Raw genomic sequence first — 23222 nt, 5'->3', positions numbered from 1 at the left:
AAGGAGTGACGACGATGACCGGACTGCTGCTGGCCGCCCTCCTCGCACTGTCGGTTTACGGGATCTTCCACGGGATCCGGATGTACCGCGCCGACGCCAAACTCCCCGGCGACCTCGTCCTGGCGCTGGAGGTCGGCGCCACCCGAACCACCGCCGTCGGCTCCGGTATCGACCGGCTCGGCATGCGGTACGCCCCCGCGGTCCTCGCCGCCATGGGACCCAAACGGGTCGACGCCCTGCGGCGGCGGCTGGACGCGGCGGGCAACCCCGGCGGACTCACCGTCGACCGCTACGCCGCCCGCCGGGCCGTCTACGGCGCCCTCGGCGTCGCCGCCGCCTTCTCGATGCTGCTGCGCGGACAGTTCCTGGTCGCGGCCCTGGCCCTGGTCTTCGGACTGACCTGGACCGATGTGATCATCCGGGCCGCGATCCGCCGCCGCCGCGCCGATATCGAACGCACCCTCCCCGATTTCCTCGACGTCCTCGCCGTCGTCGTCTCCGCCGGACTCGGCTTCCGGCAGGCACTGGAACGGGTCGCGGAGAAGTACAAGGGGCCGTGGGCCGACGAGATCCGGATCACCCTGCGCCAGATGGATATGGGCGTCAGCCGCCGCGACGCCTTCGACCAACTGCGCAGACGTAACGACAGCGAGCAGGTGTCGATGTTCGTCACGGCGCTCCAGCAGGGGGAGGAGCTGGGCGCGCCGATCGTGGAGACCCTGATCCAGATCGCCACCGACATGCGGCGTACGGACGCCCAGAACGCCCGCCGGGACGCCGCCCGGGCCATCCCCAAGGCGACCCTCGTGGTCACCCTGGTCATGCTGCCCGCCACGATGATCCTGATCGTGATGAGCTTCTACTACGGCTCGGGCGTCGACCTCGCCGACGTCCTCGGCGGCTGAGCGCCGTGCACTCGCGACACCGACCGGCGCCGAGGGACACCCGGCGGCCCGGACTCCCCGCCGCACGCGGCGAGTTCGGCCGACCGTCTTCGCTTTCGCAATCGGATGTGGGACATTCGACGGCGGACCCCGGTACGCCCGGCGGGCCGTCCACCGTCACCACCGGGCCGAACGAGCGGGAGGGGGAGCCCGTGACGCCACCAGCTCCCGAACCGGCGCGGGACGAGACGCCGAACACCCGCCGCGACCCCGGACGACTGTTCCCCGCGACCCCGTCGTCGGGGCCCGCCGACACCCCGCCCGGCCCCGGCCGAAATCGGCTGTTAGCTCATCAACTCGCCGCAGCAGAAGGACGTTCGGCCCTTGGCCCCCTTCGCAACGGTTCGGCCACGTCATACAGTGCAGACGACGCTGTCCGTACGTACCGCGAGGAAGCCGTCACGGCGGGTGGTGTCATGGACCGGTACGAGCCGGGCGGGTGTCGTGGCGCCTCCGGCGTCGAAGGGGAAGACGATGGCGAACGACGTGACGCTGAAGGCCCTGGTCAAGACCCGGGTCCACCTCGGGGCCTGGACGGCCGCCAGGACGCAGGCGCTGAAGGAACGGCGGGACCGGGGGCAGGGGGCGGTGGAGTACGTGGGGGTGATCGTGCTGGTCGGCCTGATCATCGCGGCCATCGTCGGAACCGGCGTGCACCGGGACATCGCCACAGGTCTGAGGAACAAGGTCAACGACATTCTCAACAGCGGCGGCGGCAAGTAGCCGAGACCTCGCGGCGGTCGGACGGCGGACCGTATGCCCGGGACGACAGGGGCCAGGCGGCTCCGCTGTACATCACGATGGTGGTCCTGGTCCTGTTCGCCGCCCTCGCGTTCTTCGTGGTCGGGCAGGCGGGCGCCAACCGCAACGGCACCCAGTCCGCGGCGGACGCCGCCGCGCTCGCCGCCGCCCAGGAGTCCCGGGACCGGATCGGGGACGAACTCTGGCAGCCGCCGATCGACGCGGACTTCCTCCGCAGGCTGCTCGAAGGGGACTTCTCGGATGCCTCGGGCGCGCCCTGCGGGGCGGCGACCGGGCTCGCCGGGGCCAACAAGGCCACGGTGGAAAGCTGCGGTGCCCTCACGGACGGCCGCTGGGGGTTCACCGTACGCACCCGCTCGCAGAACCCGGTCGGCGACACCGTCGTCCCCGGCACCGAGAACGACCACGGCGAGGCGCGGGCGACGGCGGTCGTGGAGTCCCGGTGCGACTTCGAACCCGCGCCGAGCCCCGAGCCGCCCCCGTCGCCCGACCCGTCGGTACCGCCGGAGGGCGAACAGCCCCCCGAGGAGGGCGAGGAGCCGCCCGAGGAGCCGCCGCTGGGCGAGCTGCGCTGCGAAGACGGCGATTTCACGATCGACCCCGAACGGCCGGACTCCTTCCCCGAGATGTCCGACCTCCTCGCCGTACGGCTCGCCGAGGACTGACCGTGACCCGAAACGAAGGAACAGCACTGATGAGGACCCGGCACGGAGCAAGGCCCCTGAGCAGAACCGGTACGGCCGCCGCCCTGACGGCGGTCGCCCTGATGTTCTCCCTCACCGCCTGCGGACTCGGCGACTCCGGCGACGGCGACGACAAGGGTTCGGACCCCGCGCCCGCGGGCAGCGCCGAACAGCCGGGACAGCGCGACGACGGCGGAAGTACGGAACGGACGCCGGACGGCACCACCGGCGAGAACGGGGAGACCGAGGGCCCGCTGGCGACCATCACCGGCGCCAACGGCTTCCAGCTCACGTTCCAGCGCGCCGAACGCGACAGCGGGGGCTTCCTCACCGTCTCGGGCATCCTCAAGAACGGCGGCGCCAAGAGCCAGTTCCCGCCGCTCGACTGGAGCGGCAACGAGACCAAGGTCAGCCAGACGGGACCGTCGCTGGCGGGCATGACCCTGGTCGACAAGACCACCAAGAAGCGCTACTACGTGCTGCGGGACACCGACAACAACCCCCTCACCACCACCGGCCTCAGCACCATGCAGCCCGGCCAGAGCCTCGACTTCTTCGCCCAGTACCCGGCGCCGCCCGCGGCCACCAAGTCCGTGGACGTACTGCTGCCGCTGATGCCGACCGCCACGATCGGGCTGTCATGACCGGCCGTACGCGCCCCGGGGCCCGCCGCCCCGCCGCCGCCGCGGTCGCCGCGGTGATCCTGGTGACGGGCGCCCAGCTCTCCGGCGCGACCCCGGCGTCCGCCGACGGGCAACCGCTCGCCCAGGCGCCCGCCGGTACCGCCGACGCCTCCGAACTGCCCCGGATCGACCCCACCGACCCCGGTCTGAAGATGCGGGACGGCGCCACGCTCGCCGCGCCGCGCGTCCTGGACATCGTCTCCATCGTGGAGACCGAGGGCGGCGAGGAGCGACGCGAGGAGACCACCACGTCCCTCACCCTCGCCCTCCAGGCCGAGGTGCTGTTCGGCAAGAACAGCTCGGCGCTCTCCCCGCAGGCGTCCGGCCGGATCGCGGCCATCGTCAACGAGATCCGGAAGAACCGGCCCAACCGGGTCCGGGTCTTCGGCTTCACCGACGACCTCGGCACGTACGAACACGGCCAGAAGCTCTCCACGGAGCGCGCCCAGGCCGTGCACCGGGCGGTCAGCGGACAGCTGAACGACCCGGCCGTCACCTACGAGGTCCGCGGCTACAGCGAGGACTATCCGATCGCCGACAACTCCACCGATGAGGGACGCCAGAAGAACCGCCGGGTCGAGATCACCTTCCCGACGGGCTCCCGCGCCGCGTCCGGCTGACGCGCCGCGCCTGGAGTCCCGGCCCGTGCCCGGCGGCCTGATGTTGTTCGCGGTCTGCGGACCGTGGCCGGCTGGTCTCGCAGTTCCCCGAGCCCCTGGTTGCCCTCCTGATCGCCCTCGGAAAGAGGCAGGCCCCTCTTGATGAGGCGGGCCTCCCTTTTCAGGGGCGGTGCCGGGGAGAGCCTTCAGGGGCGCGGGGAACTGCGCGAACGGCCCACGACCGCGCGCGGTCGCCCGGCAACGCTCGCCCCGCTGGACGGATGGCGTGGTGGGCCTCCCCCCGGAGGGCGGGGGCGCGGGCCGGGTCGACTGTCGTACCGGTCGTACAGGGGGCCGGTCGCGCGCTGTACGCTGCGCCCCGGTCGGGGTCCGCGCGGACCCGCCCCGCCCGGCGGGGAGTTGCCGGCCGTGCGGAGTGAGCGGATCGAGTGGACCGAGGAGCGGACGGGATGGTTCCTGGCCGGGTGGTGAGCGCCGTGACGACAGCCGGGGAGCCGGATCCCGGTCCGCCGCCGCGATACCGGCGGGGTCGCCGGGTCGCGGCGAAGCTGCGACGGCTGGCGATACGGGCCGCCGCCCTGCTGGCGTGTGCCACGGCGGGGCCGCTCGCGGCCCCGGAACCGGCGTCGGCCGCCGCCGGGGCGGCCCAGTCGGGCCGGACGACGGAGACCGCCACCGGAACGGCGCGTACCGCGCCGGCCGCCGCCGGGCCGGTCGAGCCGTACGAGACGGCCCCGGACGCCCGGCCCGTCACCGGCGGTACCGGTGACGACGAAGGGCCCCTGCTGCTGCCGGGTACGTATACCGACACCGTCGCCGTGGGGGAGCGCAAGACGTACCGGGTTCGGCTCGACGGGACGTCCAACGCCTATCTGTCGGCGGTTCTCGCGCCGCCGCCCGGAACCCGGGTCGCCGAGTCCGACGGTATCCGGATCGGGCTCGTCTCCTCCGGCGGGACGGAGTGCAGCGACAGTACGAACATCACCTTCGACACCCCCGTCGCCCGGCCCGTCGCCGACTACGCGACCCGGCGGATCGGACCGGGCCGGGAGTGCCAGAAGGCGGGCGAGTACCGGTACACGGTCGAGTCCGTGGGCGACGCCCGCGACTGGCCCGTGGAGATCCGGTTCATGCTGGAGCCCGGACTGCGCGCGGGCGCGGAGTTCCCGGCGGACACCGGTGACTCGTATCCGACCAGTGCGCCCGGGATGCCGTCGGGCGCGCCCCGGGACGTCGAGGGCGGTACGGGCTTCAACGACGCGCCCGCCACCGGCCAGGGCGCCTGGCGGGACGAACTCCGCCCCGGGGAGAGCCGGTTCTACCGGGTCCCGGTCGACTGGGGGCAGCAGCTCTTCCTCGACGCGGCGCTCTCCGGCCGGGGCCCCGGCGACGATCTGCGGATGACGGTCTTCAACACCGCCCGCGGCTATGTCGAGAGCGCCGACGCGGCGGGCCGGGACGGCACGGTCGCCCTCGGTACGGTGCCCGCGGCGTTCCGGAACCGTACCGCCAGCAGCAACGAGATCGGCGCGATGCGCTTCTCCGGCTGGTACTTCGTCCGGGTCACCCGGGAGTCGGCGGGCGACGGCGGGCAGGACGCGGGGGACGGCGCGGCACCGCTCACCCTGAAGGTGGCCGTGACGGGGCAGCCGGTCGGGGCGCCGCCGTACGCGGCCGACCCCCTCGCCGCGGGCTTCGGTATCACCGACGCCGACCGCGAGGCCGCCCGGGAGGGGCTGACCGGCGGGGAGTCCGACCGCCGGGCGACGATGCGGATGATCGCCCTGACCGGGTTCGGCACCGGTACGGCCCTGCTCCTCGGCCTGGTCGGCTGGACGGTCCTGCTCCGCCGCAGACTCGCCCGTACGCCCCCGCCGCCCTGGGACCCGGCGGCGTCCTGACGCCCCCGCGGCGGAGCCGTACCGCCGTCACCCGTATTCCCGGTGTCACGGACCCGGCTCCACCCGCAGCCGTACGCCCGGCCGGATGCCCCAGGCCGCCATCGCCCCGGCCTCCGCCTCCAGGACGTGCCGGGCGCGGAGGCGGGGGAGCGCCAGCCGGTGCGGGCGCAGGGTGTGCAGGGCCACGACCCGCAGCTCCCGGTCCAGATAGGCCACGTCGACGGCGAACCGCATCCCCAGGGTGTGGACCGCGTTGCAGGGGGTCAGCAGCAGGGCGCCGGTGATCCCGTCGCGGCCGAGCAGGCCCCGGCGGCGGGTGCCGTACGACGCCGCGATCTCCACCGGGATCACCACCCCGCTCCCGTCGTCCCATCCGCCGTCGCCGTTCGTGAGCCGCAAGGTGCCCGTACCGCACCGCCACCGCCGTCCTCGCCCCATGACCGACGACCCTAGAACCTTCCGCGGGACCTGTCGTACGCCGTGAACCGGACGCTTCCGTACCGGCCTTTGGGACATACGGGCAACGGCCAGGCCCAGGCCCGTCGCGGCGGCCTACGCTCTGAGCCGTGTACGTCACGCTGATCGCCGTCGCCGCCCTCTGGGGCGCGGGTAGCGGCCTGCTGGTGCCCCGGGCCGTGTACCGGCTCGCCGTCGAGCCGGACGAGGCGTGGCGCGACGCCTGCCCCGACGGGCATCCCCTCACCGGCCCGGCGGGCGGCTGGCTCGGCGGACCGGGCTGCCGGGCCGAGGGCGCGGCGGGCGGACACGGCACGGTCGTCGGCGTCCGGGGCGCGCACGGCCCCGCCGTCGTCGCCGCGGGCGTCTGCGCGCTGCTCGCCGCCGCCACCGGGCCCCGGCCCGAACTCGCCGTCTGGCTGCTGCTGGTGCCGTTCGCCACGGTGCTGGCACAGGTCGACATCCGGGTCCACCGGCTGCCCGACCAGCTCACCCTGCCGCTGGCCGCCGGGGCGGCCGGACTACTGGGCGCCGTCGCGCCGCTGCCCGGTGCCGCGGGTTCCTGGGCGACGGCGCTGCTCGGCGGGGCCGCCCTGGGCGCCGGGTACTTCGTCCTCTTCCTGCTGCATCCCGGCGGGCTGGGCTTCGGCGATGTGAAGCTGGCGCTCGGGCTCGGGGTCGTACTCGGCTGGTACGGCTGGTCGGTGCTGCTGGCGGGCGCCTTCGCCGGATTCCTGTTCGGATCGGTGTACGGGCTGGGGCTGATGGCGCGGGGCCGCGCGGGCCGCCGGGACGCCATCCCCTTCGGCCCGTTCATGATCGTGGGCGCGTTCACGGGTGTGGTCGCCGGAGCCCTCGCCGTACCGGCCTGACCCGCCGCCGTTCCGGCTCCCGCCGGTCCCGTCCGACACACACCCCGAATACCCCCGGAGCTGAACGGACCGGCCACGACCCCCGTCTAGCATCCGAATGTATGCGGACATTCTCTGACAACCCGGTAGTACGGCGCGGGGCGCGGCGCCCTTCCGGCGGCCCCCCGGTACCCACCGCCGCACCACCGCCGCACCCCGGTTCCCGGCTCGCGCCCCGGCTCCCCGCCGCTCTGCTCCCCTGGGCCTGGGCCGCCGTGTTCCTCGCGCTCTACGCCACCCTGTCCGTACGCCGTCATCTGCTGCTCCGGACCACCGGCTACGACCTCGGCATCTTCGAGCAGGCCGTCCGCGCCTACGCCCGGTTCCAGCCCCCCGTGGTGCCCCTGCGCGGCGAGGGCTTCAACCTCCTCGGCGACCACTTCCACCCGGCGATCGCCGTCCTCGCGCCCCTCTACCGGCTCTGGCCGTCCCCGCTCGCCCTGCTCACCGCGCAGGCCGCGCTGATCGCCGTCGCCGTCGTCCCGCTGGCCGGCTGGGCGCTGGAGACACTCGGCCGCCGCGCCGCCCATGCCGTCGCCCTGGTCTACGGCCTCAGTTGGGGCGTCGCGTCCGCCGTCGCCTTCGACTTCCACGAGGTGGCGCTCGCGGTACCACTCGTCTCGTACGCCGTCGTGGCCCTCGGCCGCCGCCGCTGGCGGGCCGCCGTGCTCTGGGCCGCGCCCCTGGTCCTGATCAAGGAGGACCTGGGGCTGACCGTCGCCGCCGTCGGCGCGTACATCGCCTGGAAGGGACCCCGGCGGCTCGGACTCCTCACCGCCGTCGCCGGACTCGCCGCCTCCGCCGTGGAGATCGAACTGCTGCTGCCCGCCTTCAACCCGGCGGGCGGCTACGCCCACGGCGGCAACCTCCCCGACGACGCCCGGACGTCCCTGCTGACGACCATCGCCCTCGCCCCGCTCGACGCGCTCCGCCCCGACGTCAAGGCGGCCACCCTCGTCCTGGTCTTCGCGCCCTCCGCGCTGCTCGCCCTGCGCTCCCCGCTGGCCCTGCTGGCGGTGCCCACCCTGGCCTGGCGGATGCTCTCCGCGAACGGCTTCCACTGGGGCACGTCCTTCCACTACAGCGTCGTCCTGATGCCGGTCGTCACCGCCGGACTGATCGACGCGCTGCGCCACTGGCGTACGGCCCCGGCCGCGACTCCGGCCGCGACTCCGGCCCCGGAGCCGGCCCCGGCCGCGGGCCGTCCGCCCGCCGCCCGCCATGTCCGGGCGTCCCTGGCCACGGCGCTCGCCGTGACCGCGGTGATACTGCCGAGCTTCCCCCTCGCCCTGCTCGCCCAGCGGGCCACCTGGCGCACCACCGAGCACGTCGAGGCGGCCGGGGAACTCCTCGCCCGGATCCCGGACGGGGCCACGGTCGCCGCGAGCAACCGGCTCGTGCCCCAGCTCACGGCCCGGACCGAGGTCGTCCTCTTCCCCGCCTTCCCGGTGGGTTCCCGGCTCTACGAGTACCACCGCGCGACCCTGCCGAGGCCCACCGCCGAGTGGATCGTCCACGACCGCCGGGCCCCGCACGCCTGGCCGTACCGCGCGGGCCACTGGCCCTATCCGCCCGAGCAGCAACTCGCCGAACTGGACCGGGCCCGGCTCGTCCACGGCTATCGCGAGGTCGCCGAACGCGACGGCATCACCCTGCTCAGGCTCGGCCCGCCCCGGGTCCCCGGCGCCCACGGCTGACCAACGCCCGGGGGGAAATACCCCGGGCCCCGGGATTGTTCCCCCGGTGGGCCCCGGCGGCCCCGCCCGATCCCGGACCGTACGAGGAGTCAGTTGCCCATGGCCGTCCGCAAACCGATCTACGACTGTGGGCTCGACGCGGCCGTCGACGTGGTCGACGGCAAATGGAAGCCGCTGATCCTCTGGGTGCTGGACGCCGAAGGACCGGTGCGGTTCGGCGCGATGCGGCGGGCGCTCACCGGAGTGAGCGAGAAAGTGCTGATCCAGCAACTGCGGGAGCTGGAAGCGGATGGAGTCGTCCACCGCGAGGTCTATCCGGAGGTACCGCCCCGGGTGGAGTACTCCCTCACCCCCCTGGGGCAGTCCCTCAACAAGGCCCTGGAGCCGCTGGGGGAGTGGGGCAGGACCTATATGGCCGAGATCGTCGCCAACAAGACCCGCGTGGCGTAGCGGTGCAGCGGTACGGGACCTGACGCCCGCCCCCCGAACCCCGGCCCGCCCCGGCAGCCGCCGCGCCGCCCCGGTGACCGCCGGAACTCCCTCGGAAGCCGATTCGCCGTCAACTCGCCGCCCCTCGGGGGTTCCCCCTTCGGGGGACGCGCCGGACGGCGCCCGAAGGGCCGCCGCGCCGACGCCGTTCGGTGCGAACCCCCCGAAAACCCCGGGAATACGGGGTTCGCGCCCGCGTACGCTCCGCCGTTCGACTCAACCTGACGGCGAAACCCGCCCCCGGCGCCGCGTCAGTGGCGTCCGGCGGCGGGCATCTCGCGTTATGGTGGAAACCCCCCCTCGGGCCGGTCCGTATCCCCCCCCCCACGGACCGGCCCGGTTTCTTTTTCCGGGCCCGGCGGCCGGGGCCCGGCCGATCACGGCCACCGCGGCCGGGCCGTCCGGCCGCCGCGCCCCGGCCGCCGAGCCGCCGGTCGCGTACCGCCCGCACGGAGCCGTCAGCCTCCGGCCCGGCCCCCGGCCGCCGGACCCCGGAGCCGTCAGCCCAGGCCGCGCCCGGCCCAGATGTTCGTCCCCTCGGTGTCCACCGCGAGGGTGTCGATCTCCGCCAGCTCGGCGGCGGTCAGCGGCGCCGCGGCCAGCGCGGCCACGTTCTCCTCCAGCTGGGCCACGCTGGAGGCGCCGATCAGCGCCGAGGTCATCCGCGGATCCCGCAGCACCCAGCTGAGCGCCAGCTGGGCCAGCGACTGGCCGCGGCGGGCCGCGATGTCGTTCAGCCCGTTCAGCCGCCGGACGACGTCGTCCGAGAGCAGCCCCGGGTCGAGCGACTTCCCCTGGGTGGCCCGCGAGCCCTCCGGGATCCCCTTCAGATACTTGCCGGTGAGCAGCCCCTGGGCGAGCGGGACGAAGGCGATACAGCCCATCCCGGCGGTCTCCAGGGTGTCGAGCAGGCCGTCGTTCTCGATCCAGCGGTTGATCATCGAGTAGGACGGCTGGTGGATCAGGGCCGGGACGCCCATCTCCCGGAGCAGCCGGGCGGCCTCGGCGGTCTGCTCCGCGTCGTACGAGGACACGCCCGCGTAGAGCGCCTTGCCCTGGCGCACCGCCGTGGCCAGCGCGCCCATCGTCTCCTCCAGCGGAGTCTCCGGGTCGAAGCGGTGCGAGTAGAAGATGTCGACGTACTCCAGGCCCATCCGCTTCAGGGACGCGTCCAGCGACGAGAGGACGTACTTCCGGGAGCCCCACTCCCCGTACGGCCCCGGATGCATCAAATATCCGGCTTTGGTGGAAATGATTAGTTCGTCCCGGTAGGCCGAGAAGTCCTGGCCGAAGATCTTCCCGAAGTTCAGCTCGGCCGAGCCGGGCGGCGGGCCGTAGTTGTTCGCGAGGTCGAAGTGGGTGACGCCCAGATCGAAGGCGCGCCGCAGGATCGCCCGCTGCGAGTCGAGCGTGCGGTCGTCCCCGAAGTTGTGCCAGAGGCCCAGCGACACGGCGGGCAGCTTCAGCCCGGACCGGCCCGTACGGCGGTACTCCATGGCGTCGTAACGGTCGTCTGCGGCGAGATACGTGGAGGAATCAGTCACGTATCTCTCCTTATCACGGACTTGTGACAGACCGGGTTGGGCCGGGGTGGCCGGTCCGCAGTACTGTGGCGGCTTCAAGGGATTCGCCGCACGGCCCGGACGGTGTACACCGCACGGGTACCGGGTCCGGTGCGCGATCGCCCGTACGGACCCGGGACAGCCCCCTGGTCCCCCATTCGCCCCCGGGTCCGCCGCGCCCAGGACCGGAGCGGGTGAACCCCATCGGACCGAGAGGTGGACTTCTGTGAACTTGCGGGACCTGGTGTACAGGCTCTACGCACGCCGGGTGGAAGGCCGACTCGACCACGCGCAGGTGCCCAAGCACATCGGAGTCATCCTCGACGGCAACCGGCGCTGGGCCCGCGCCTCCGGCGGTACCGCCGAGCAGGGCCACCAGGCCGGTGCCAGCAAGATCCAGGAGTTGCTCGGCTGGTGCGCCGAGACCGATGTCGAGGTCGTCACCCTCTGGATGCTCTCCACCGACAATCTCGACCGGCCCGACAACGAGCTGGTCCCCCTGCTCGGCATCATCGAGCAGTCCGTCCGGGAGATGGCCGCCGACGGCCGCTGGCGGGTCCATCACGTCGGCACCCTCGATCTGCTGCCCGCCAGGACCCAGACCGTACTCAAGGAGGCGGAGCAGGCCACCCTCGGACATACCGGGATACTCGTCAACGTCGCCGTCGGCTACGGCGGCCGGCAGGAGATCGCCGACGCCGTCCGGTCCCTGCTCCAGGAGCACGCCGAGCGGGGCACCGGCATCGAGGAGCTGGCCGAGACCGTCGACATCGACCTGATCTCCGAGCATCTCTACACCCGAGGCCAGCCCGATCCCGATCTGGTCATCCGGACCAGCGGCGAGCAGCGGCTCTCCGGCTTCATGCTCTGGCAGAGCGCCCACTCCGAGTACTACTTCTGCGAGGTCTTCTGGCCGGCCTTCCGGAAGGTCGACTTCCTGCGCGCCCTGCGCGACTACGCGGCCCGCCACCGCCGCTACGGCGGCTGACCGGACCCGCCCGGCCGGGGCCCGGACCGGTTCCGCTTCCCGGCTTCACCCGCTGTTCTCCCACCCGTCGCCGCCCCTCCCGGCATGGCGGCCCCTGATCGAGGGCATATTCCCGGCAGGTCACGGCGTCCGGCCCACGGGCGCCGGATCTCCGTGGGCGGCTCGCGCCGCCCGCCCGGGAGGCCCTTTGCACACGAAGGAACGCACCCTCGGTGCGGACCGGGCGGAGGGCCGGAGCTCGGCCCGTGCACTGCGGCCCGCAGCCCGGCTCTCCCCGCCTGACGGCGGGGCCGGTCCCCCGCCGTCCGTGGCGGGCGGGCCCTGGCCCGCGACGGCACCGGTCCGTCGACCTCTTCCGAGGGGGTACGTCCTTCCGTGGTGAACAGCAGCTCTAAGCGCCGCATGCCCGACCGGCGCACGTACGTTCTCGACACCAGCGTCCTGCTGGCCGACCCCAACGCGCCGACCCGCTTCGACGAGCACGAGGTGGTGCTCCCGATCGTGGTCATCACCGAACTGGAGGCCAAGCGGCACCATCCCGAGCTGGGGTACTTCGCCCGGCAGGCGCTCCGCCTGCTGGACGAGTTCCGCATCCGGCACGGCCGGCTGGACGCCCCGCTTCCGCTCGGCGAACTCGGCGGCACCCTCAGGGTCGAGCTGAACCACTCCGATCCCGGGGTCCTGCCCGCCGGTTTCCGGCTCGGCGACAACGACTCCCGGATCCTGGCGGTGGCGCGGAACCTCCAGGCCGAGGGGTACGACGTCACCGTCGTCTCCAAGGACCTGCCACTGCGGATCAAGGCGTCGTCGGTCGGTCTCCTCGCCGAGGAGTACCGCGCGGAGCTGGCCATCACGGACTCCGGCTGGACCGGAATGGCCGAACTGACCCTCCCCGCCGACCAGGTCGACCTGTTGTACGGAGGTGAGGAGAGCGTCTACGTCCCCGAGGCGGCCGCATTCCCCGTCCACACCGGACTGGTCCTCCAGTCCGACCGGGGCAAGGCGCTCGGCCGGGTCACCGCCGAGGGGAACGTCCGGCTGGTCCGGGGCGACCGGGAGGCGTTCGGCATCCACGGCCGCAGCGCCGAACAGCGGATCGCCCTCGATCTGCTGCTCGACCCCGAGGTCGGCATCGTCTCCCTCGGCGGCCGGGCCGGAACCGGCAAGTCGGCGCTGGCGCTCTGCGCCGGTCTGGAAGCCGTACTGGAGCGGCGGCAGCACCAGAAGGTGATGGTCTTCCGTCCCCTCTACGCGGTCGGCGGCCAGGAACTGGGCTATCTGCCGGGCACCGAGGCCGAGAAGATGAACCCCTGGGCGCAGGCCGTCTTCGACACCCTGTCGGCCGTCGCGGGCCGAGAGGTCATCGAGGAGGTGCTGGAGCGGGGCATGCTGGAGGTCCTGCCCCTCACCCATATCCGGGGCCGGTCGCTCCACGACGCCTTCGTCATCGTCGACGAGGCCCAGTCCCTGGAGCGGAACGTCCTGCTGACGGTGTTGTCCCGGATCGGCGCCGACTCGCGGGTGGTACTCACCCACGACGTGGCCCAGCGGGACAATCTGCGGGTCGGCCGGTACGACGGAGTGGTCGCCGTGGTCGAGAAGCTGAAGGGGCATCCGCTCTTCGCCCATGTCACGCTCACCCGGTCCGAACGCTCCCGGATCGCCGCACTGGTCACCGAGATGCTGGAGGACGGACACCTGTAACACCCGCGATATCCGCGGCACCTGTAAGCCGGTGCGAACCGTGTAGACCGCTGCGGACCAGTTCGGTCCGGTTCGGTTGACTTCGGGTCCTCCCGGACCTCTTGGGGCAACTCGGCCGCTTTACGGCGCCGTTCCGCGCGAGGCGCAAGAGCCTAGCGGGACGGCGCCGTTCCGTATCGGAGTTCGGCCGAAAAACTCGGGGCTTAACCCATGTGAGCTTTCCCACGCAACCGGGAATTGCCTTGCGGTGCCGGGTTCCGGCAGAGTCTTGCTTCCGTCAGGCCCCGCACACGACACTCGCGTACCACCCGTGGTGCCCCGCACCGCGGCCACAACTCCACACCTGCCGTCGTGTGCCGCCCGGAAGCTGCACCGGCCGTTCCCGAAGGGGAGTCGGCCACGGGCCAGCGCCTCCCGTGACCTGTTTCAGTGGAGGCCAGCGCCAGGGGCACGATTCGCCCGCGGGGTCACCTGTGCGGGTGATGCTGGAAGGAAACCGTGTGAGCCGGATCTCGGTCCGGGGATTCGCGGTGGCGTCGGCCACCGCGGTCACCACCGTCGGAGCCGTTGTCGGCGTTGCCTCGGGCAACCCCCAGTCCTCGGACACCGTGGAGACGGCCGCGTCCGACGCGACCACCACTCTCCTCGCGGACGTCCCGGCGGGCGAACAGGTCCAGGTTCAGGCCCTGACGCTGGCCGAGCAGGCGAACGCCCAGTCGGCGATCGCTGAGGCATCGGCCAAGAAGTCGGCCGAGGAGTCCGCCCGCGTCGCCGCCGCCGAAGCCGCCAAGGACAAGAAGGCCGCCGCCGAGGCCAAGGTGAAGAAGGAGCGCGAGGAGGCGAAGAAGCGGGCCGCGCGCAAGGCCGCCGCCGCCCGGGACGCCTCCAGCTTCACCCCCAAGTCCTCGTACTCCATCTCCGAAGTCAAGGACATGGCCCGGCAGATGGTCCCGGCCGGACAGTTCCAGTGCTTCAGCAACATCATCGAGCGCGAGTCCAACTGGAACTATCTCGCGCAGAACCCCTCGTCGGGTGCGTACGGCCTGGTCCAGGCCCTGCCCGGGTCGAAGATGTCGTCGGCCGGTGCCGACTGGCGGACCAACCCGGCCACTCAGATCAAGTGGGGCCTGAAGTACATGGACAGCCGCTACGGCAGCCCCTGCGGCGCCTGGGCCTTCTGGCAGAACAACAAGTGGTACTGACCCGGCCGGGACGGTTCCCCCGGAGCTCCGGACGGACCCCCTGAATCACCGTGGTCGCTCAACTCCGCGGAACCCCTCACCGTCTCTGGGTGAGGGGTTCCGCCATGTTGTTGTAGCGTCAACGGACCCCGGAGTGCCGGGGGATCTCAGGGGGAACATTGGGGGATGTCATGTCACGTCTGCCGGGGTGGCTGGCCGGAGCCGCGGCCGGACTGAGCCGGGCGTCGGAGCTGTTGCGGGAGCGCCGGACGGCGGCGGCCGAGGGGGACGACGGCACCGACGGCACCCAAAGCGCCGACGGCGCGGGCGGGAAGGACCGGGGCGGCCCGGACGCCGGGAAGCCGGACACCGCGACCGCTGATCCGGCCCCCACCGGGACGGACGATGCCGGTACGACGGTCACGGGCACGGCCGTCGTACCGCCGCCGCCCGACTACGCGCCCGCCGTACCGCCCCGCCCGGACCCCACATCGGCCATCCCCTGGGGGATCCGGGTCGCCGCCGAGGCCGGCTGGCGACTGCTGGTACTGGCCGGGGTGTTCTGGGTGCTGATGAAGGTGATCAGCGCCGTCCAGCTGGTGATGATGTCCTTCGTCGCCGCCCTGCTGATCACTGCCCTGCTCCATCCGACCGTCGCCCGGCTGAAGCGCTGGGGCATGCCGCGCGGACTCGCCACCGCCCTGACCGCGATCCTCGGCTTCGTGGTGATGGGCCTGGTCGGCTGGTTCGTGGTGTGGCAGGTGATGGAGAATCTCGACACCCTCTCCGAGAAGGTCCGGGACGGTATCGACGAGCTGAAGCTCTGGCTCCTCGACGGCCCCTTCCGGGTCACCGAGTCGCAGATCAACGACATCGCCGACAACCTCAGCGACGCCATCGGCAACAACACCCAGGAGATCACCAGCGCCGGACTCCAGGGCGTGACGGTGATCGTCGAGTTCCTGACCGGCATTCTGCTGGCGATGTTCTCCACCCTCTTCCTGCTCCACGACGGCGACCGGATCTGGCGCTGGACCCTCAAACTGGTGCCCGCCCAGGCCCGGGAGGGGGTCGCCGGAGCCGGTCCCAGGGCCTGGCGGACCCTGACCGCCTATGTCCGGGGCACGGTGATCGTGGCCCTGATCGACGCCATCTTCATCGGGCTCGGGATCTACTTCCTCGATGTTCCGATGGCCGTACCGCTCGCCGTCTTCATCTTCCTCTTCGCCTTCATCCCGCTGGTCGGCGCGGTGATCTCCGGGGCGCTCGCGGTGGTCGTGGCACTGGTGACCCAGGGCCCGTTCACGGCCCTGATGGTGCTGGTGGTGGTGCTCGCCGTCCAGCAGATCGAGGGCCATGTGCTCCAGCCGTTCATCCTGGGCCGGGCGGTCCGGGTCCATCCGCTGGCCGTCGTACTGGCGGTCGCGGTCGGCGGACTCACGGCGGGTATCGGCGGTGCGGTGGTCGCGGTACCGCTGGTCGCCGTCGGCAATACGGTCGTCGGCTATCTGCGGGCGTACGGCAGGGAGCAGGCGGCGCGCGGCGCGATACCGGCCGGGGCGGTACCGGTGACCGGGACCGCCTCCGCCGCCGTACCAGTACAGATATCGGCGGGCCCCGCGGATTCGCCGGGCGGTACGGACTCCCCGGGGCTTACGGACGAGGACAGGACGGCCTCCGCGGACCGGCCGGGTGGGGCCGGGACGCCGGAGGCGGCAGCATCCGCCGGGCCCGTAGGGGCGACCGGCGGGCCGGGTACGGACGGGCCCGCGGGGGACTCCACCGCGGCCGGAGGGGAACCGAGATGATCACCGAGCCCGAACTGGTCGGCGGGGACGAGCCGGAGCGGCCCCGCGCCTGGCACGCCGGACCCGGGGAGCGGGTACCGGACGGAGACCCGGCGGAACACCCGCCCGCCGAGGACGTGACGCACGGCGGCGAGGGCGGCGGCAGCCGTTGGCGCGCGCCGGGGAAGGGCTGGCAGTGGGCGCTCGGCGGCGCGCTGCTGGCGTCCGTCCTGTGGGCGGGCGGACTGTACGCGTACTCCGCCACCACCGACGGCGATCCGGACACCGGGCCCTACCGGGCGGTGGACGACCTGTGCCAGGTCGCGACGTTGCCGAAGCTCACCGAGGTGCTGGGCGAGAAGGCGCCGACGAGGTTCGACGAGGAGTACCGCCATCCGGCCAGGGACCAGTCGGTCTGCAACATGGAGCTGGTTCTGAAGCCGGGCGAGGTCCCGGCGGGTCTGACGACGGGCAATCCGGCTCAGGACGACCTCGCCCTGACCACCAATGTGATGATCGTCTACACGCTGCACAAGAAGACCGACCCCGGCCCCGAGTTCGACGCGGCCGTCGCGGCCGAGGCGAAGCAGATGACCCGGGAGCCGGAGCGGCTGGAGGGGCTCGGTGAACGGGCCTATCTGATCGACGACGACGGGATGTACACCACCCTGCACATCCTCGACGGCCAGGCGGTGATCGAGCTGACCAGCGACACCTACCGGACCGAGAAGGAGAACGGCAACGGGGTTGCCCAGCCGGTCAAGCGCCGGGGCCCGCTGATCGAGGACGCCAGGACGCTGCTCAAGGAGCTGCGGTCCGGCCGGGGCTGACCCCCGGAACCGTGGGCGCGCGGAAATGGGCCCGTACGACTCATCAGTCGTACGGGCCCCTTCGTTCGGGCCGTTCGGCGGTACGGGCTCAGCCCGCGAGCGCCGCCTCGGCGTCGAGGGTCGTCCCCACGGCCTGGACGACGGAGGCGATCTTGAACGCCTCCTGGACCGTCTCGCGGTCCACGCCCGCCTTGCGGAGCACCTGCTCGTGCGAGTCGAGGCACTGGCCGCAGCCGTTGACGGCGGAGACGGCGAGCGACCAGAGCTCGAAGTCGACCTTCTCCACGCCCGGGTTGCCGATGACGTTCATCCGCAGACCGGCGCGGAGGGTGCCGTACTCCGGGTCGGAGAGCAGATGCCGGGTCCGGTAGAAGACGTTGTTCATCGCCATCACCGCGGCGGCGGCCTTCGCGGCCTGGTACGCCTCGGGCGACAGGTTCGCCTTCGCCTCCGGCTCCAGCTCACGCAGGACGATCGGGCTGCGCGAGGCGATCGCGGTGGCCAGCACGGTGCCCCACAGCTGCTGCTGGGTGAGCTTGTCGTTGTTGCCGATGACCGAGCCCAGGTTGAGCTTCAGGTCCTTGGCGTACTCCGGTATGGCCGACTTCAGCGTGTCGAGAGCCATCGGTCACTCACCGGCCAGCAGGGCGCCGGCGTCGAGGGTCTGCTCGCCCTTGCTCCAGTTGCACGGGCACAGCTCGTCCGTCTGGAGCGCGTCGAGGACCCGGAGGACCTCCTTCGGGTTACGGCCCACGGATCCGGCGGTCACCATGGTGAACTGGATCTCGTTGTTCGGGTCGACGATGAAGACGGCGCGCTGCGCGAAGCCGTCCGCACCCTCGATACCGAGGTCGCGCATCAGCTCGTGCTTGGAGTCGGCCAGCATCGGGAAGGGCAGGTCACGCAGGTCGGCGTGGTCCTTGCGCCAGGCGTGGTGGACGAACTCCGAGTCACCGGAGAAGCCGAGGACCTGGGCGTCGCGGTCGGCGAACTCGTCGTTCAGCTTGCCGAAGGCGGCGATCTCGGTGGGGCAGACGAAGGTGAAGTCCTTCGGCCAGGCGAAGACGACCTTCCACTTGCCCTCGTAGGACTTGTGGTCGATGACCTCGAACTCCTTGCCGCTCTCCAGGGAGACGCAAGCCGTCAGTTCGAAGGTGGGGAACTGGTCGCCGACAGTCAGCACGATGTTACTCCGGGTGGTTCGAGGGTTGGACAAAATGCACCCTGTCACAGGGAGAACGGCGGGGGAAATTGATCAAACTGGTCAGTATGATCCGGTCGCCCGATCAATCCGCGCGTCCGGCCCCGGTCGCCGCCCGTGCCGGGGGCGGAGGGGGAGTGCCAGGTCAGGGGTGGCGGGTCAGGAAGTCGTAGGCGAGTTCCAGGGCCTCCTCATGGTTTTGGCCCGTGTCCGCGTGGATCTGGCCGGACCGTTCGCAGGCCGTGCGGAGGGCGGCGCTCCGTTCCCGCGCCGGGGCCGCCGTCCGTTCGTACACCTCGGGGGGCGAGCCCGCCGGCCGGTCGTCGGGGGCGGCGCGCGGCAGGGCCGGGGTGATCACATCGCCCTCGACCGTACGCCCGTCGGCCGGGTCCGCCGGATCGAGTGAGGCGGCGACGGCGGTGAGGAACGGCAGCGGGAAGGGCTGGGCCGGTCCGGCCTTGCCGGGGTGGTCGCCGTGCCGGACGCCGTATTCGGGGGCGGCCTCCTGGGGCATCGTGACCAGGGTGTCGGTGGGGAGTAGGGCAGTCCGGCCCGCTCCGGGAGTATCAGCGTGAGGGTGGTCTTGCCGACCCGCGGCGGGCCTCCGATGAGGTGGATCTGCCGGGATGCCGGGGTCTGGCGGCGCGGATGGTGCCCCCACCGCAGTGGCTCATTCCTCCGCCTTGCGATCCGCGGCACCAGACCCCGCTCGCTTTCCCGGCCTGGTCCGGAAGGAAGACCCGGGGTGCGTCCGGGATGATTTTCCGCCGCTTTCCGTGATCACCGGCGCGTTGCCGACGGTGTCGAACCGGCCGTCCCCGGGGGTCGGGGTGGGGGTCGGCGGGGTGAATCCGGCCCGCTCCGGGGTCCGTTCGGGCCGTGGCCCGCAGTCCGCCGGGCGCCGCACTCGTCGAAGCGTAACGCTGTGACCTCAGTAAATGATCTATACATCGTGTGTATACATGGCGTGTATAGTCCTCGGTATGTCCATCGGTCACACCCTTCTCGGGCTTCTGGAATCCGGCCCTCGCCACGGCTACGACCTCAAACGTGCCTTCGACGAGAAATTCGGCCACGACAAGCCCCTCCACTACGGCCAGGTCTACTCGACCATGTCCCGGCTCCTGAAGAACGGCCTCGTCGAGGTGGAGGGCGTCGAGGCGGGCGGCGGCCCCGACCGGAAGCGGTACGCCATCACCGACGCCGGGATCACCGACGTCGGCCAGTGGCTCGCCCGCCCCGAGGCGCCGGAGCCGTACCTCCAGTCCGTGCTCTACACCAAGGTTGTCCTCGCCCTGCTCACCGGGCGCGGCGCCGCCGAGCTGCTCGATGTCCAGCGGTCCGAGCATCTGCGGATGATGCGTGCCCTGACCGAGCGCAAGCGGGCCGGTGACCTCGCCGACCAGCTGATCTGCGACCACGCCCTGTTCCATCTGGAAGCCGATCTGCGCTGGCTCGAACTGACCGCCGCCCGGCTCGACAAGCTCGCCCGCGAGGTCGGGGCGTGAAAAAGGAAGACGTGACCGTGACCGTGAACGACGAAGCCGTGAACCACTCCGAGGGGCTGCTCGTCGCCGAGGACCTGCGCAAGGCGTACGGGCCCACCCCGGCGCTCGACGGCGCCCACTTCGCCATCCGCGCCGGTGAGGTCGTCGCCGTGATGGGCCCCTCCGGCTCCGGCAAGTCGACCCTGCTGCACTGTCTCGCGGGCATCGTGCCGCCGGACTCCGGCTCCATCCGCTACCAGGGCCGGGAACTGGCCGGGCTCTCCGACCGGGAGCGCAGCCTGCTGCGCCGTACCGAGTTCGGCTTCGTCTTCCAGTTCGGCCAGCTCGTGCCGGAGCTGACCTGTGTGGAGAATGTGGCGCTGCCGCTGCGACTGGCCGGAACCGGCCGCAAGGCCGCCGAGGCCGAGGCCCGGAAGTGGATGGCCCGGCTGGAGGTCGACCAGATCGGGCACCAGCGGCCCGGCGAGGTCTCCGGCGGCCAGGGCCAGCGGATCGCGGTCGCCCGCTCCCTCGTCACCACCCCCCGGGTGATCTTCGCCGACGAGCCGACCGGCGCCCTCGACTCCCTCAACGGGGAGCGGGTGATGGAGCTGTTCACCGAGGCCGCCCGGGCCACCGGCGCCGCCGTCGTCCTGGTCACCCACGAGGCCCGGGTCGCCGCCTATTCGGACCGCGAGGTCGTCGTCCGTGACGGACGTTCCCGGCTGGAGTACGCGGCATGACCCTCCGTACCTGGGCCCGGGACCTCGCCCTCGGCATGCGCTTCGGCGTCTCCGGTGGCCGCGAGGGCTGGGTCCGTACCCTGCTCACCGCCTTCGGCGTGGGCGTCGGCGTCACCATGCTGCTGCTCGCCTCCTCCGTACCGAACATGATCGACAGCCGGGACCTCCGCGGCGACACCCGGACCCCGATCGAGGTCAAGGGGCTCGGCTCGCAGGAGCGCCCGGCCACCGACACGTCCGTCGTCTGGCGGGCGATGTACGACGACTTCCGCGGCGAGTCGATCTCCGGCGCGATCATGCGGGCCGAGGGCGCCGACCCCGTCCGCCCGCCCGGGGTGTCCGTCTTCCCGAAGCCCGGCGAGATGCTCGTCTCGCCCGCCCTCGCCGAACTCCTCGACTCCCCAGGCGGCGAACTGCTCCGCGAGCGGTACGACCGGAAGGTCGTCGGCACCATCGGCGACCAGGGGCTGCTCGGCCCGAAGGAGCTGTACGTCTACCTCGGCAGTGACACCCTCGCCACCGACAAGGGCGGCACCAGGATCACCGGCTACGACGAGCGGGCGGGCCTCTCCGACCCCTGGGACCCGGTCCTGATCGTCCTGATCGTCCTGATCTGTGTGGCGCTGCTCGTCCCGGTCGCGGTCTTCGTCGCCGCCGCCGTACGGTTCGGCGGCGACCGCCGCGACCGGCGGCTCGCCGCCCTGCGGCTGATCGGCGCCGACGCCCGGTCGGTCCACCGGATCGCGGCGGGCGAGGCGCTCTTCGGCGCACTGCTCGGACTGGCCGTCGGGATCGGCCTGTTCGCGGCGGTCCGGCCGCTGGCCGCCCGGATCAGCCTCTACGAACTCAGCGCCTTCCCCGCCGATGTGCTGCCGTCGCCGTTCATCGGCGTCCTCGTCCTGGTGGCCGTTCCGGTGGCCGCCGTGGCCGTGACCCTGGTCGCGCTGCGGACCGTGACGATCGAGCCGCTGGGAGTCACCCGGAACACCAAGACCAGGCCCCGCAGGCTCTGGTGGCGGCTGCTGCTCCCGCTCGCCGGGCTCGCACTGGTCCTGGCGGGCGGCCGGCTGGACGACGGGAGCGGCGCCTCCGACGCCGCGGTGATCCCCGTCGCCGTGGGCGCGGTGCTCGTACTCGGCGGGCTGACCACCCTGCTGCCCTGGCTGATCGACGCCCTGGTCGGCCGGGTGCGGGGCGGCCCGGTGCCCTGGCAGCTCGCCATCCGCAGGCTCCAGCTCAGCAGCGCCGCCGCGGCCCGCGCGGTCAGCGGGATCATGGCGGCGGTCGCCGGTGGCGTCGCCCTCCAGATGCTCTTCGCCGGGGTGTCCGGCGACTACCGGACCGAGACGGGACAGGACCCGACCCGGGCGGCGGTCGCCGTCACCGCCGACGTCGACGGCGAGCGGGCGGCCCGGGACCTGGTCACGGGCCTCACCGGGACCGATGGCGTACGGAAGGTCACCGGGGTGCTCCAGTCCTTCCTGTACCCGTACGGACCGCGGGGGGCCTCCTCACAGGAGGACCCGAAATCGGTCCGGGTCACCGTCGCCGACTGTCCGGCCCTGCGCGATCTGGCGGCCATCCGGAACTGCTCCGACGGCGACGCCTTTGTCGTCCACGGACCGGACCCGCAGCTGAACGCCAGTATCGACCGGACCGTCGTCGGGGGGAAGCCGCTGGCACTGGAGTCCGGGGAGCCCGAGGAGAACGGCGACGGCCGTGACGCCGCCGGCGGGAAGACCCCGGACGCGATCCCGACCTGGGACGTCCCCGTCGGCCTGTCGACCGTCAGCGCCGTCAGGGACGCCCAGGGGCAGTGGCACACCGGGGTGTTCGCCACCCCCGGCGCGCTCGACGCCGGTGAGCTGAGCTCGCCGGACGTACTGGCCCTGGTCGCCGTGGACGAGCGGGTGCCCGACCGGGTGGAGCACGTCCGCAACACGGTCGCCCGGATCGATCCGATCGCCCAGGTCGCCGAGCTCCAGGCGGTCGAGACCAACGACCGCTTCGGCGATGTCGAACGGGGCATGCTGATCGGTTCGATCGGCACCCTGGCGCTGATCGCCGCCTCGATGCTGGTCTCCCAGCTCGAACAGTTGCGGGAACGGCGGCGGCTGCTGTCGGCGCTGGTCGCCTTCGGCACCCGGCGGTCCACGATCGCCTGGTCCGTGCTCTGGCAGACCGCCGTACCGGTCCTCCTCGGTACGACCGTCGCGATCGCGGGCGGGATCGGCCTCGGGGTCGTCCTGCTGCGGATGGTCGGCGGCAGCGTCGCGGACTGGTGGGGATTCCTGCCGGTGGCCGGGGCCGGTGGCGCGGTGATCCTGGTGGTGACGGCGCTCAGTCTGCCGTCGCTGTACCGGATGATGCGCCCGGAGGGGCTCCGTACGGAGTAGGAGCACGGAGCGGTACGCGGTACGGGGTGTGTCCGGGGGCCGTACGTGTCCCCGGGCCGCCGGCCCGAGGGGCGGTTCACGCGGTGGGCGTACGTCCCCCCTGGGCTCCGTCCGGGGGACCCCCACCCGCCCCGGGGGGAGCGGGTGCCGGGCCCGTAGAGCCCCGGCAGGATCCGGAAGAGGAACTGGTGCTGTGG

General features: G+C 72.4%; 21 protein-coding genes and 1 pseudogene. 17 read left to right on the top strand and 5 right to left on the bottom strand.

The genetic code is table 11. The features are described from left to right. Nucleotides 1-14 precede the first annotated feature (14 nt). The 6 genes and pseudogenes from ABZ714_RS26230 (at nt 15) to ABZ714_RS26205 (ending at nt 5593) form a co-directional block, all read left to right on the top strand. On the top strand, nt 15-905 hold the full coding sequence (locus ABZ714_RS26230) for a DUF5936 domain-containing protein (RefSeq protein WP_358827789.1): 891 nt from the start codon (nt 15-17) through the stop codon (nt 903-905). A 513-nt stretch (nt 906-1418) separates the two neighbouring features. Further along, nucleotides 1419-1667, top strand: coding sequence for a hypothetical protein (locus tag ABZ714_RS26225; protein WP_358827829.1), 249 nt, complete (start codon nt 1419-1421; stop codon nt 1665-1667). Nucleotides 1668-1729: 62 nt separating this feature from the next. Further along, nucleotides 1730-2371: pseudogene (locus ABZ714_RS26220) on the top strand (pilus assembly protein TadG-related protein); the annotation flags it as partial. Between the two features lie 29 nt (nt 2372-2400). Next, complete coding sequence (locus tag ABZ714_RS26215) at nt 2401-3033, top strand: hypothetical protein (protein WP_358827788.1); 633 nt, start codon at nt 2401-2403, stop codon at nt 3031-3033. Beyond that, on the top strand, nt 3030-3692 hold the full coding sequence (locus tag ABZ714_RS26210; protein WP_358827787.1) for an OmpA family protein: 663 nt from the start codon (nt 3030-3032) through the stop codon (nt 3690-3692). Before ABZ714_RS26215 ends, ABZ714_RS26210 begins: the two co-directional genes overlap by 4 nt. Before the next feature lie 449 nt (nt 3693-4141). After that, nucleotides 4142-5593, top strand: a complete 1452-nt coding sequence (locus tag ABZ714_RS26205; RefSeq protein ID WP_358827786.1) for a hypothetical protein — start codon at nt 4142-4144, stop codon at nt 5591-5593. A 45-nt stretch (nt 5594-5638) separates the two neighbouring features. Here ABZ714_RS26205 and ABZ714_RS26200 read toward each other — a convergent pair whose 3' ends face one another. Further along, nucleotides 5639-6031 carry a DUF192 domain-containing protein gene (locus ABZ714_RS26200; RefSeq protein ID WP_358827785.1) on the bottom strand — a complete coding sequence of 131 codons (393 nt, stop codon included), beginning with the start codon at nt 6029-6031 and terminating at the stop codon, nt 5639-5641. A gap of 128 nt (nt 6032-6159) precedes the next feature. On the opposite strand from ABZ714_RS26200, the gene ABZ714_RS26195 reads away from it, so the two are divergent. The 3 genes from ABZ714_RS26195 (at nt 6160) to ABZ714_RS26185 (ending at nt 9107) form a co-directional block, all read left to right on the top strand. Next, complete coding sequence (locus ABZ714_RS26195) at nt 6160-6921, top strand: A24 family peptidase (RefSeq protein WP_358827784.1); 762 nt, start codon at nt 6160-6162, stop codon at nt 6919-6921. 101 nt (nt 6922-7022) lie between these two features. After that, nucleotides 7023-8657, top strand: a complete 1635-nt coding sequence (locus tag ABZ714_RS26190) for a DUF2079 domain-containing protein (RefSeq protein ID WP_358827783.1) — start codon at nt 7023-7025, stop codon at nt 8655-8657. 99 nt (nt 8658-8756) lie between these two features. Then, nucleotides 8757-9107, top strand: a complete 351-nt coding sequence (locus ABZ714_RS26185; protein ID WP_358827782.1) for a helix-turn-helix domain-containing protein — start codon at nt 8757-8759, stop codon at nt 9105-9107. 539 nt (nt 9108-9646) lie between these two features. Here the strand turns inward: ABZ714_RS26185 and mgrA are convergent. Beyond that, on the bottom strand, nt 9647-10690 hold the full coding sequence (mgrA, locus tag ABZ714_RS26180; protein ID WP_358827781.1) for an L-glyceraldehyde 3-phosphate reductase: 1044 nt from the start codon (nt 10688-10690) through the stop codon (nt 9647-9649). 244 nt (nt 10691-10934) lie between these two features. Here mgrA and ABZ714_RS26175 point away from each other — a divergent pair, with 244 nt between their 5' ends. From ABZ714_RS26175 to ABZ714_RS26155, 5 genes are all read left to right on the top strand, one after another. Further along, entirely contained in the window at nt 10935-11696 is a 762-nt protein-coding gene (locus ABZ714_RS26175; protein WP_358827780.1) for an isoprenyl transferase, read from the top strand. A gap of 378 nt (nt 11697-12074) precedes the next feature. After that, a complete protein-coding gene (locus ABZ714_RS26170; RefSeq protein ID WP_358827779.1) occupies nt 12075-13400 on the top strand; it encodes a PhoH family protein in 1326 nt (441 codons plus the stop codon). A gap of 482 nt (nt 13401-13882) precedes the next feature. Next, nucleotides 13883-14602 (top strand): transglycosylase SLT domain-containing protein, encoded by a 720-nt coding sequence (locus tag ABZ714_RS26165; RefSeq protein ID WP_358827828.1) that lies wholly within the window; start codon nt 13883-13885, stop codon nt 14600-14602. A 170-nt stretch (nt 14603-14772) separates the two neighbouring features. Continuing rightward, on the top strand, nt 14773-16389 hold the full coding sequence (locus ABZ714_RS26160) for an AI-2E family transporter (RefSeq protein ID WP_358827778.1): 1617 nt from the start codon (nt 14773-14775) through the stop codon (nt 16387-16389). After that, the gene (locus ABZ714_RS26155) at nt 16386-17198 is read left to right on the top strand and encodes a hypothetical protein (RefSeq protein ID WP_358827777.1); all 813 of its coding nucleotides are present in this window, start codon (nt 16386-16388) and stop codon (nt 17196-17198) included. The genes ABZ714_RS26160 and ABZ714_RS26155 overlap by 4 nt, the downstream gene beginning before the upstream one ends. 88 nt (nt 17199-17286) lie before the next feature. On the opposite strand, the gene ABZ714_RS26150 is transcribed toward ABZ714_RS26155, so the two are convergent. From ABZ714_RS26150 to ABZ714_RS26140, 3 genes are all read right to left on the bottom strand, one after another. Further along, nucleotides 17287-17823, bottom strand: a complete 537-nt coding sequence (locus ABZ714_RS26150; protein WP_358827776.1) for an alkyl hydroperoxide reductase — start codon at nt 17821-17823, stop codon at nt 17287-17289. A 3-nt stretch (nt 17824-17826) separates the two neighbouring features. Continuing rightward, nucleotides 17827-18381, bottom strand: a complete 555-nt coding sequence (locus ABZ714_RS26145) for a peroxiredoxin (protein WP_358827775.1) — start codon at nt 18379-18381, stop codon at nt 17827-17829. Between the two features lie 163 nt (nt 18382-18544). Next, the gene (locus ABZ714_RS26140) at nt 18545-18913 is read right to left on the bottom strand and encodes a hypothetical protein (protein ID WP_358827774.1); all 369 of its coding nucleotides are present in this window, start codon (nt 18911-18913) and stop codon (nt 18545-18547) included. 469 nt (nt 18914-19382) lie between these two features. Between ABZ714_RS26140 and ABZ714_RS26135 the strand changes: the two genes are divergently transcribed. From ABZ714_RS26135 to ABZ714_RS26125, 3 genes are read left to right on the top strand one after another with little or no spacing between them, the layout of a single operon-like run. Then, entirely contained in the window at nt 19383-19907 is a 525-nt protein-coding gene (locus tag ABZ714_RS26135) for a PadR family transcriptional regulator (RefSeq protein ID WP_358827773.1), read from the top strand. Between the two features lie 38 nt (nt 19908-19945). Beyond that, entirely contained in the window at nt 19946-20629 is a 684-nt protein-coding gene (locus tag ABZ714_RS26130) for an ABC transporter ATP-binding protein (protein WP_358827827.1), read from the top strand. After that, nucleotides 20626-23025, top strand: coding sequence for an FtsX-like permease family protein (locus ABZ714_RS26125; RefSeq protein ID WP_358827772.1), 2400 nt, complete (start codon nt 20626-20628; stop codon nt 23023-23025). Before ABZ714_RS26130 ends, ABZ714_RS26125 begins: the two co-directional genes overlap by 4 nt. Nucleotides 23026-23222: the final 197 nt, after the last annotated feature.

The sequence above is a fragment of the Streptomyces sp. NPDC006798 genome (genome assembly GCF_040635975.1).
Lineage (GTDB): Bacteria > Actinomycetota > Actinomycetes > Streptomycetales > Streptomycetaceae > Streptomyces.
This window is presented reverse-complemented; position numbering and strand designations above follow the sequence as displayed.

Coding starts and splice junctions, on each gene's coding strand:
- ABZ714_RS26230 (WP_358827789.1), top strand. CDS start 15: ATGACCGGACTGCTGCTGGCCGCCCTCCTCGCACTGTCGGTTTACGGG.
- ABZ714_RS26225 (WP_358827829.1), top strand. CDS start 1,419: ATGGCGAACGACGTGACGCTGAAGGCCCTGGTCAAGACCCGGGTCCAC.
- ABZ714_RS26215 (WP_358827788.1), top strand. CDS start 2,401: ATGAGGACCCGGCACGGAGCAAGGCCCCTGAGCAGAACCGGTACGGCC.
- ABZ714_RS26210 (WP_358827787.1), top strand. CDS start 3,030: ATGACCGGCCGTACGCGCCCCGGGGCCCGCCGCCCCGCCGCCGCCGCG.
- ABZ714_RS26205 (WP_358827786.1), top strand. CDS start 4,142: ATGGTTCCTGGCCGGGTGGTGAGCGCCGTGACGACAGCCGGGGAGCCG.
- ABZ714_RS26200 (WP_358827785.1), bottom strand. CDS start 6,031: ATGGGGCGAGGACGGCGGTGGCGGTGCGGTACGGGCACCTTGCGGCTC.
- ABZ714_RS26190 (WP_358827783.1), top strand. CDS start 7,023: ATGCGGACATTCTCTGACAACCCGGTAGTACGGCGCGGGGCGCGGCGC.
- ABZ714_RS26185 (WP_358827782.1), top strand. CDS start 8,757: ATGGCCGTCCGCAAACCGATCTACGACTGTGGGCTCGACGCGGCCGTC.
- ABZ714_RS26165 (WP_358827828.1), top strand. CDS start 13,883: ATGCTGGAAGGAAACCGTGTGAGCCGGATCTCGGTCCGGGGATTCGCG.
- ABZ714_RS26160 (WP_358827778.1), top strand. CDS start 14,773: ATGTCACGTCTGCCGGGGTGGCTGGCCGGAGCCGCGGCCGGACTGAGC.
- ABZ714_RS26155 (WP_358827777.1), top strand. CDS start 16,386: ATGATCACCGAGCCCGAACTGGTCGGCGGGGACGAGCCGGAGCGGCCC.
- ABZ714_RS26150 (WP_358827776.1), bottom strand. CDS start 17,823: ATGGCTCTCGACACGCTGAAGTCGGCCATACCGGAGTACGCCAAGGAC.
- ABZ714_RS26140 (WP_358827774.1), bottom strand. CDS start 18,913: ATGCCCCAGGAGGCCGCCCCCGAATACGGCGTCCGGCACGGCGACCAC.
- ABZ714_RS26135 (WP_358827773.1), top strand. CDS start 19,383: ATGTCCATCGGTCACACCCTTCTCGGGCTTCTGGAATCCGGCCCTCGC.
- ABZ714_RS26125 (WP_358827772.1), top strand. CDS start 20,626: ATGACCCTCCGTACCTGGGCCCGGGACCTCGCCCTCGGCATGCGCTTC.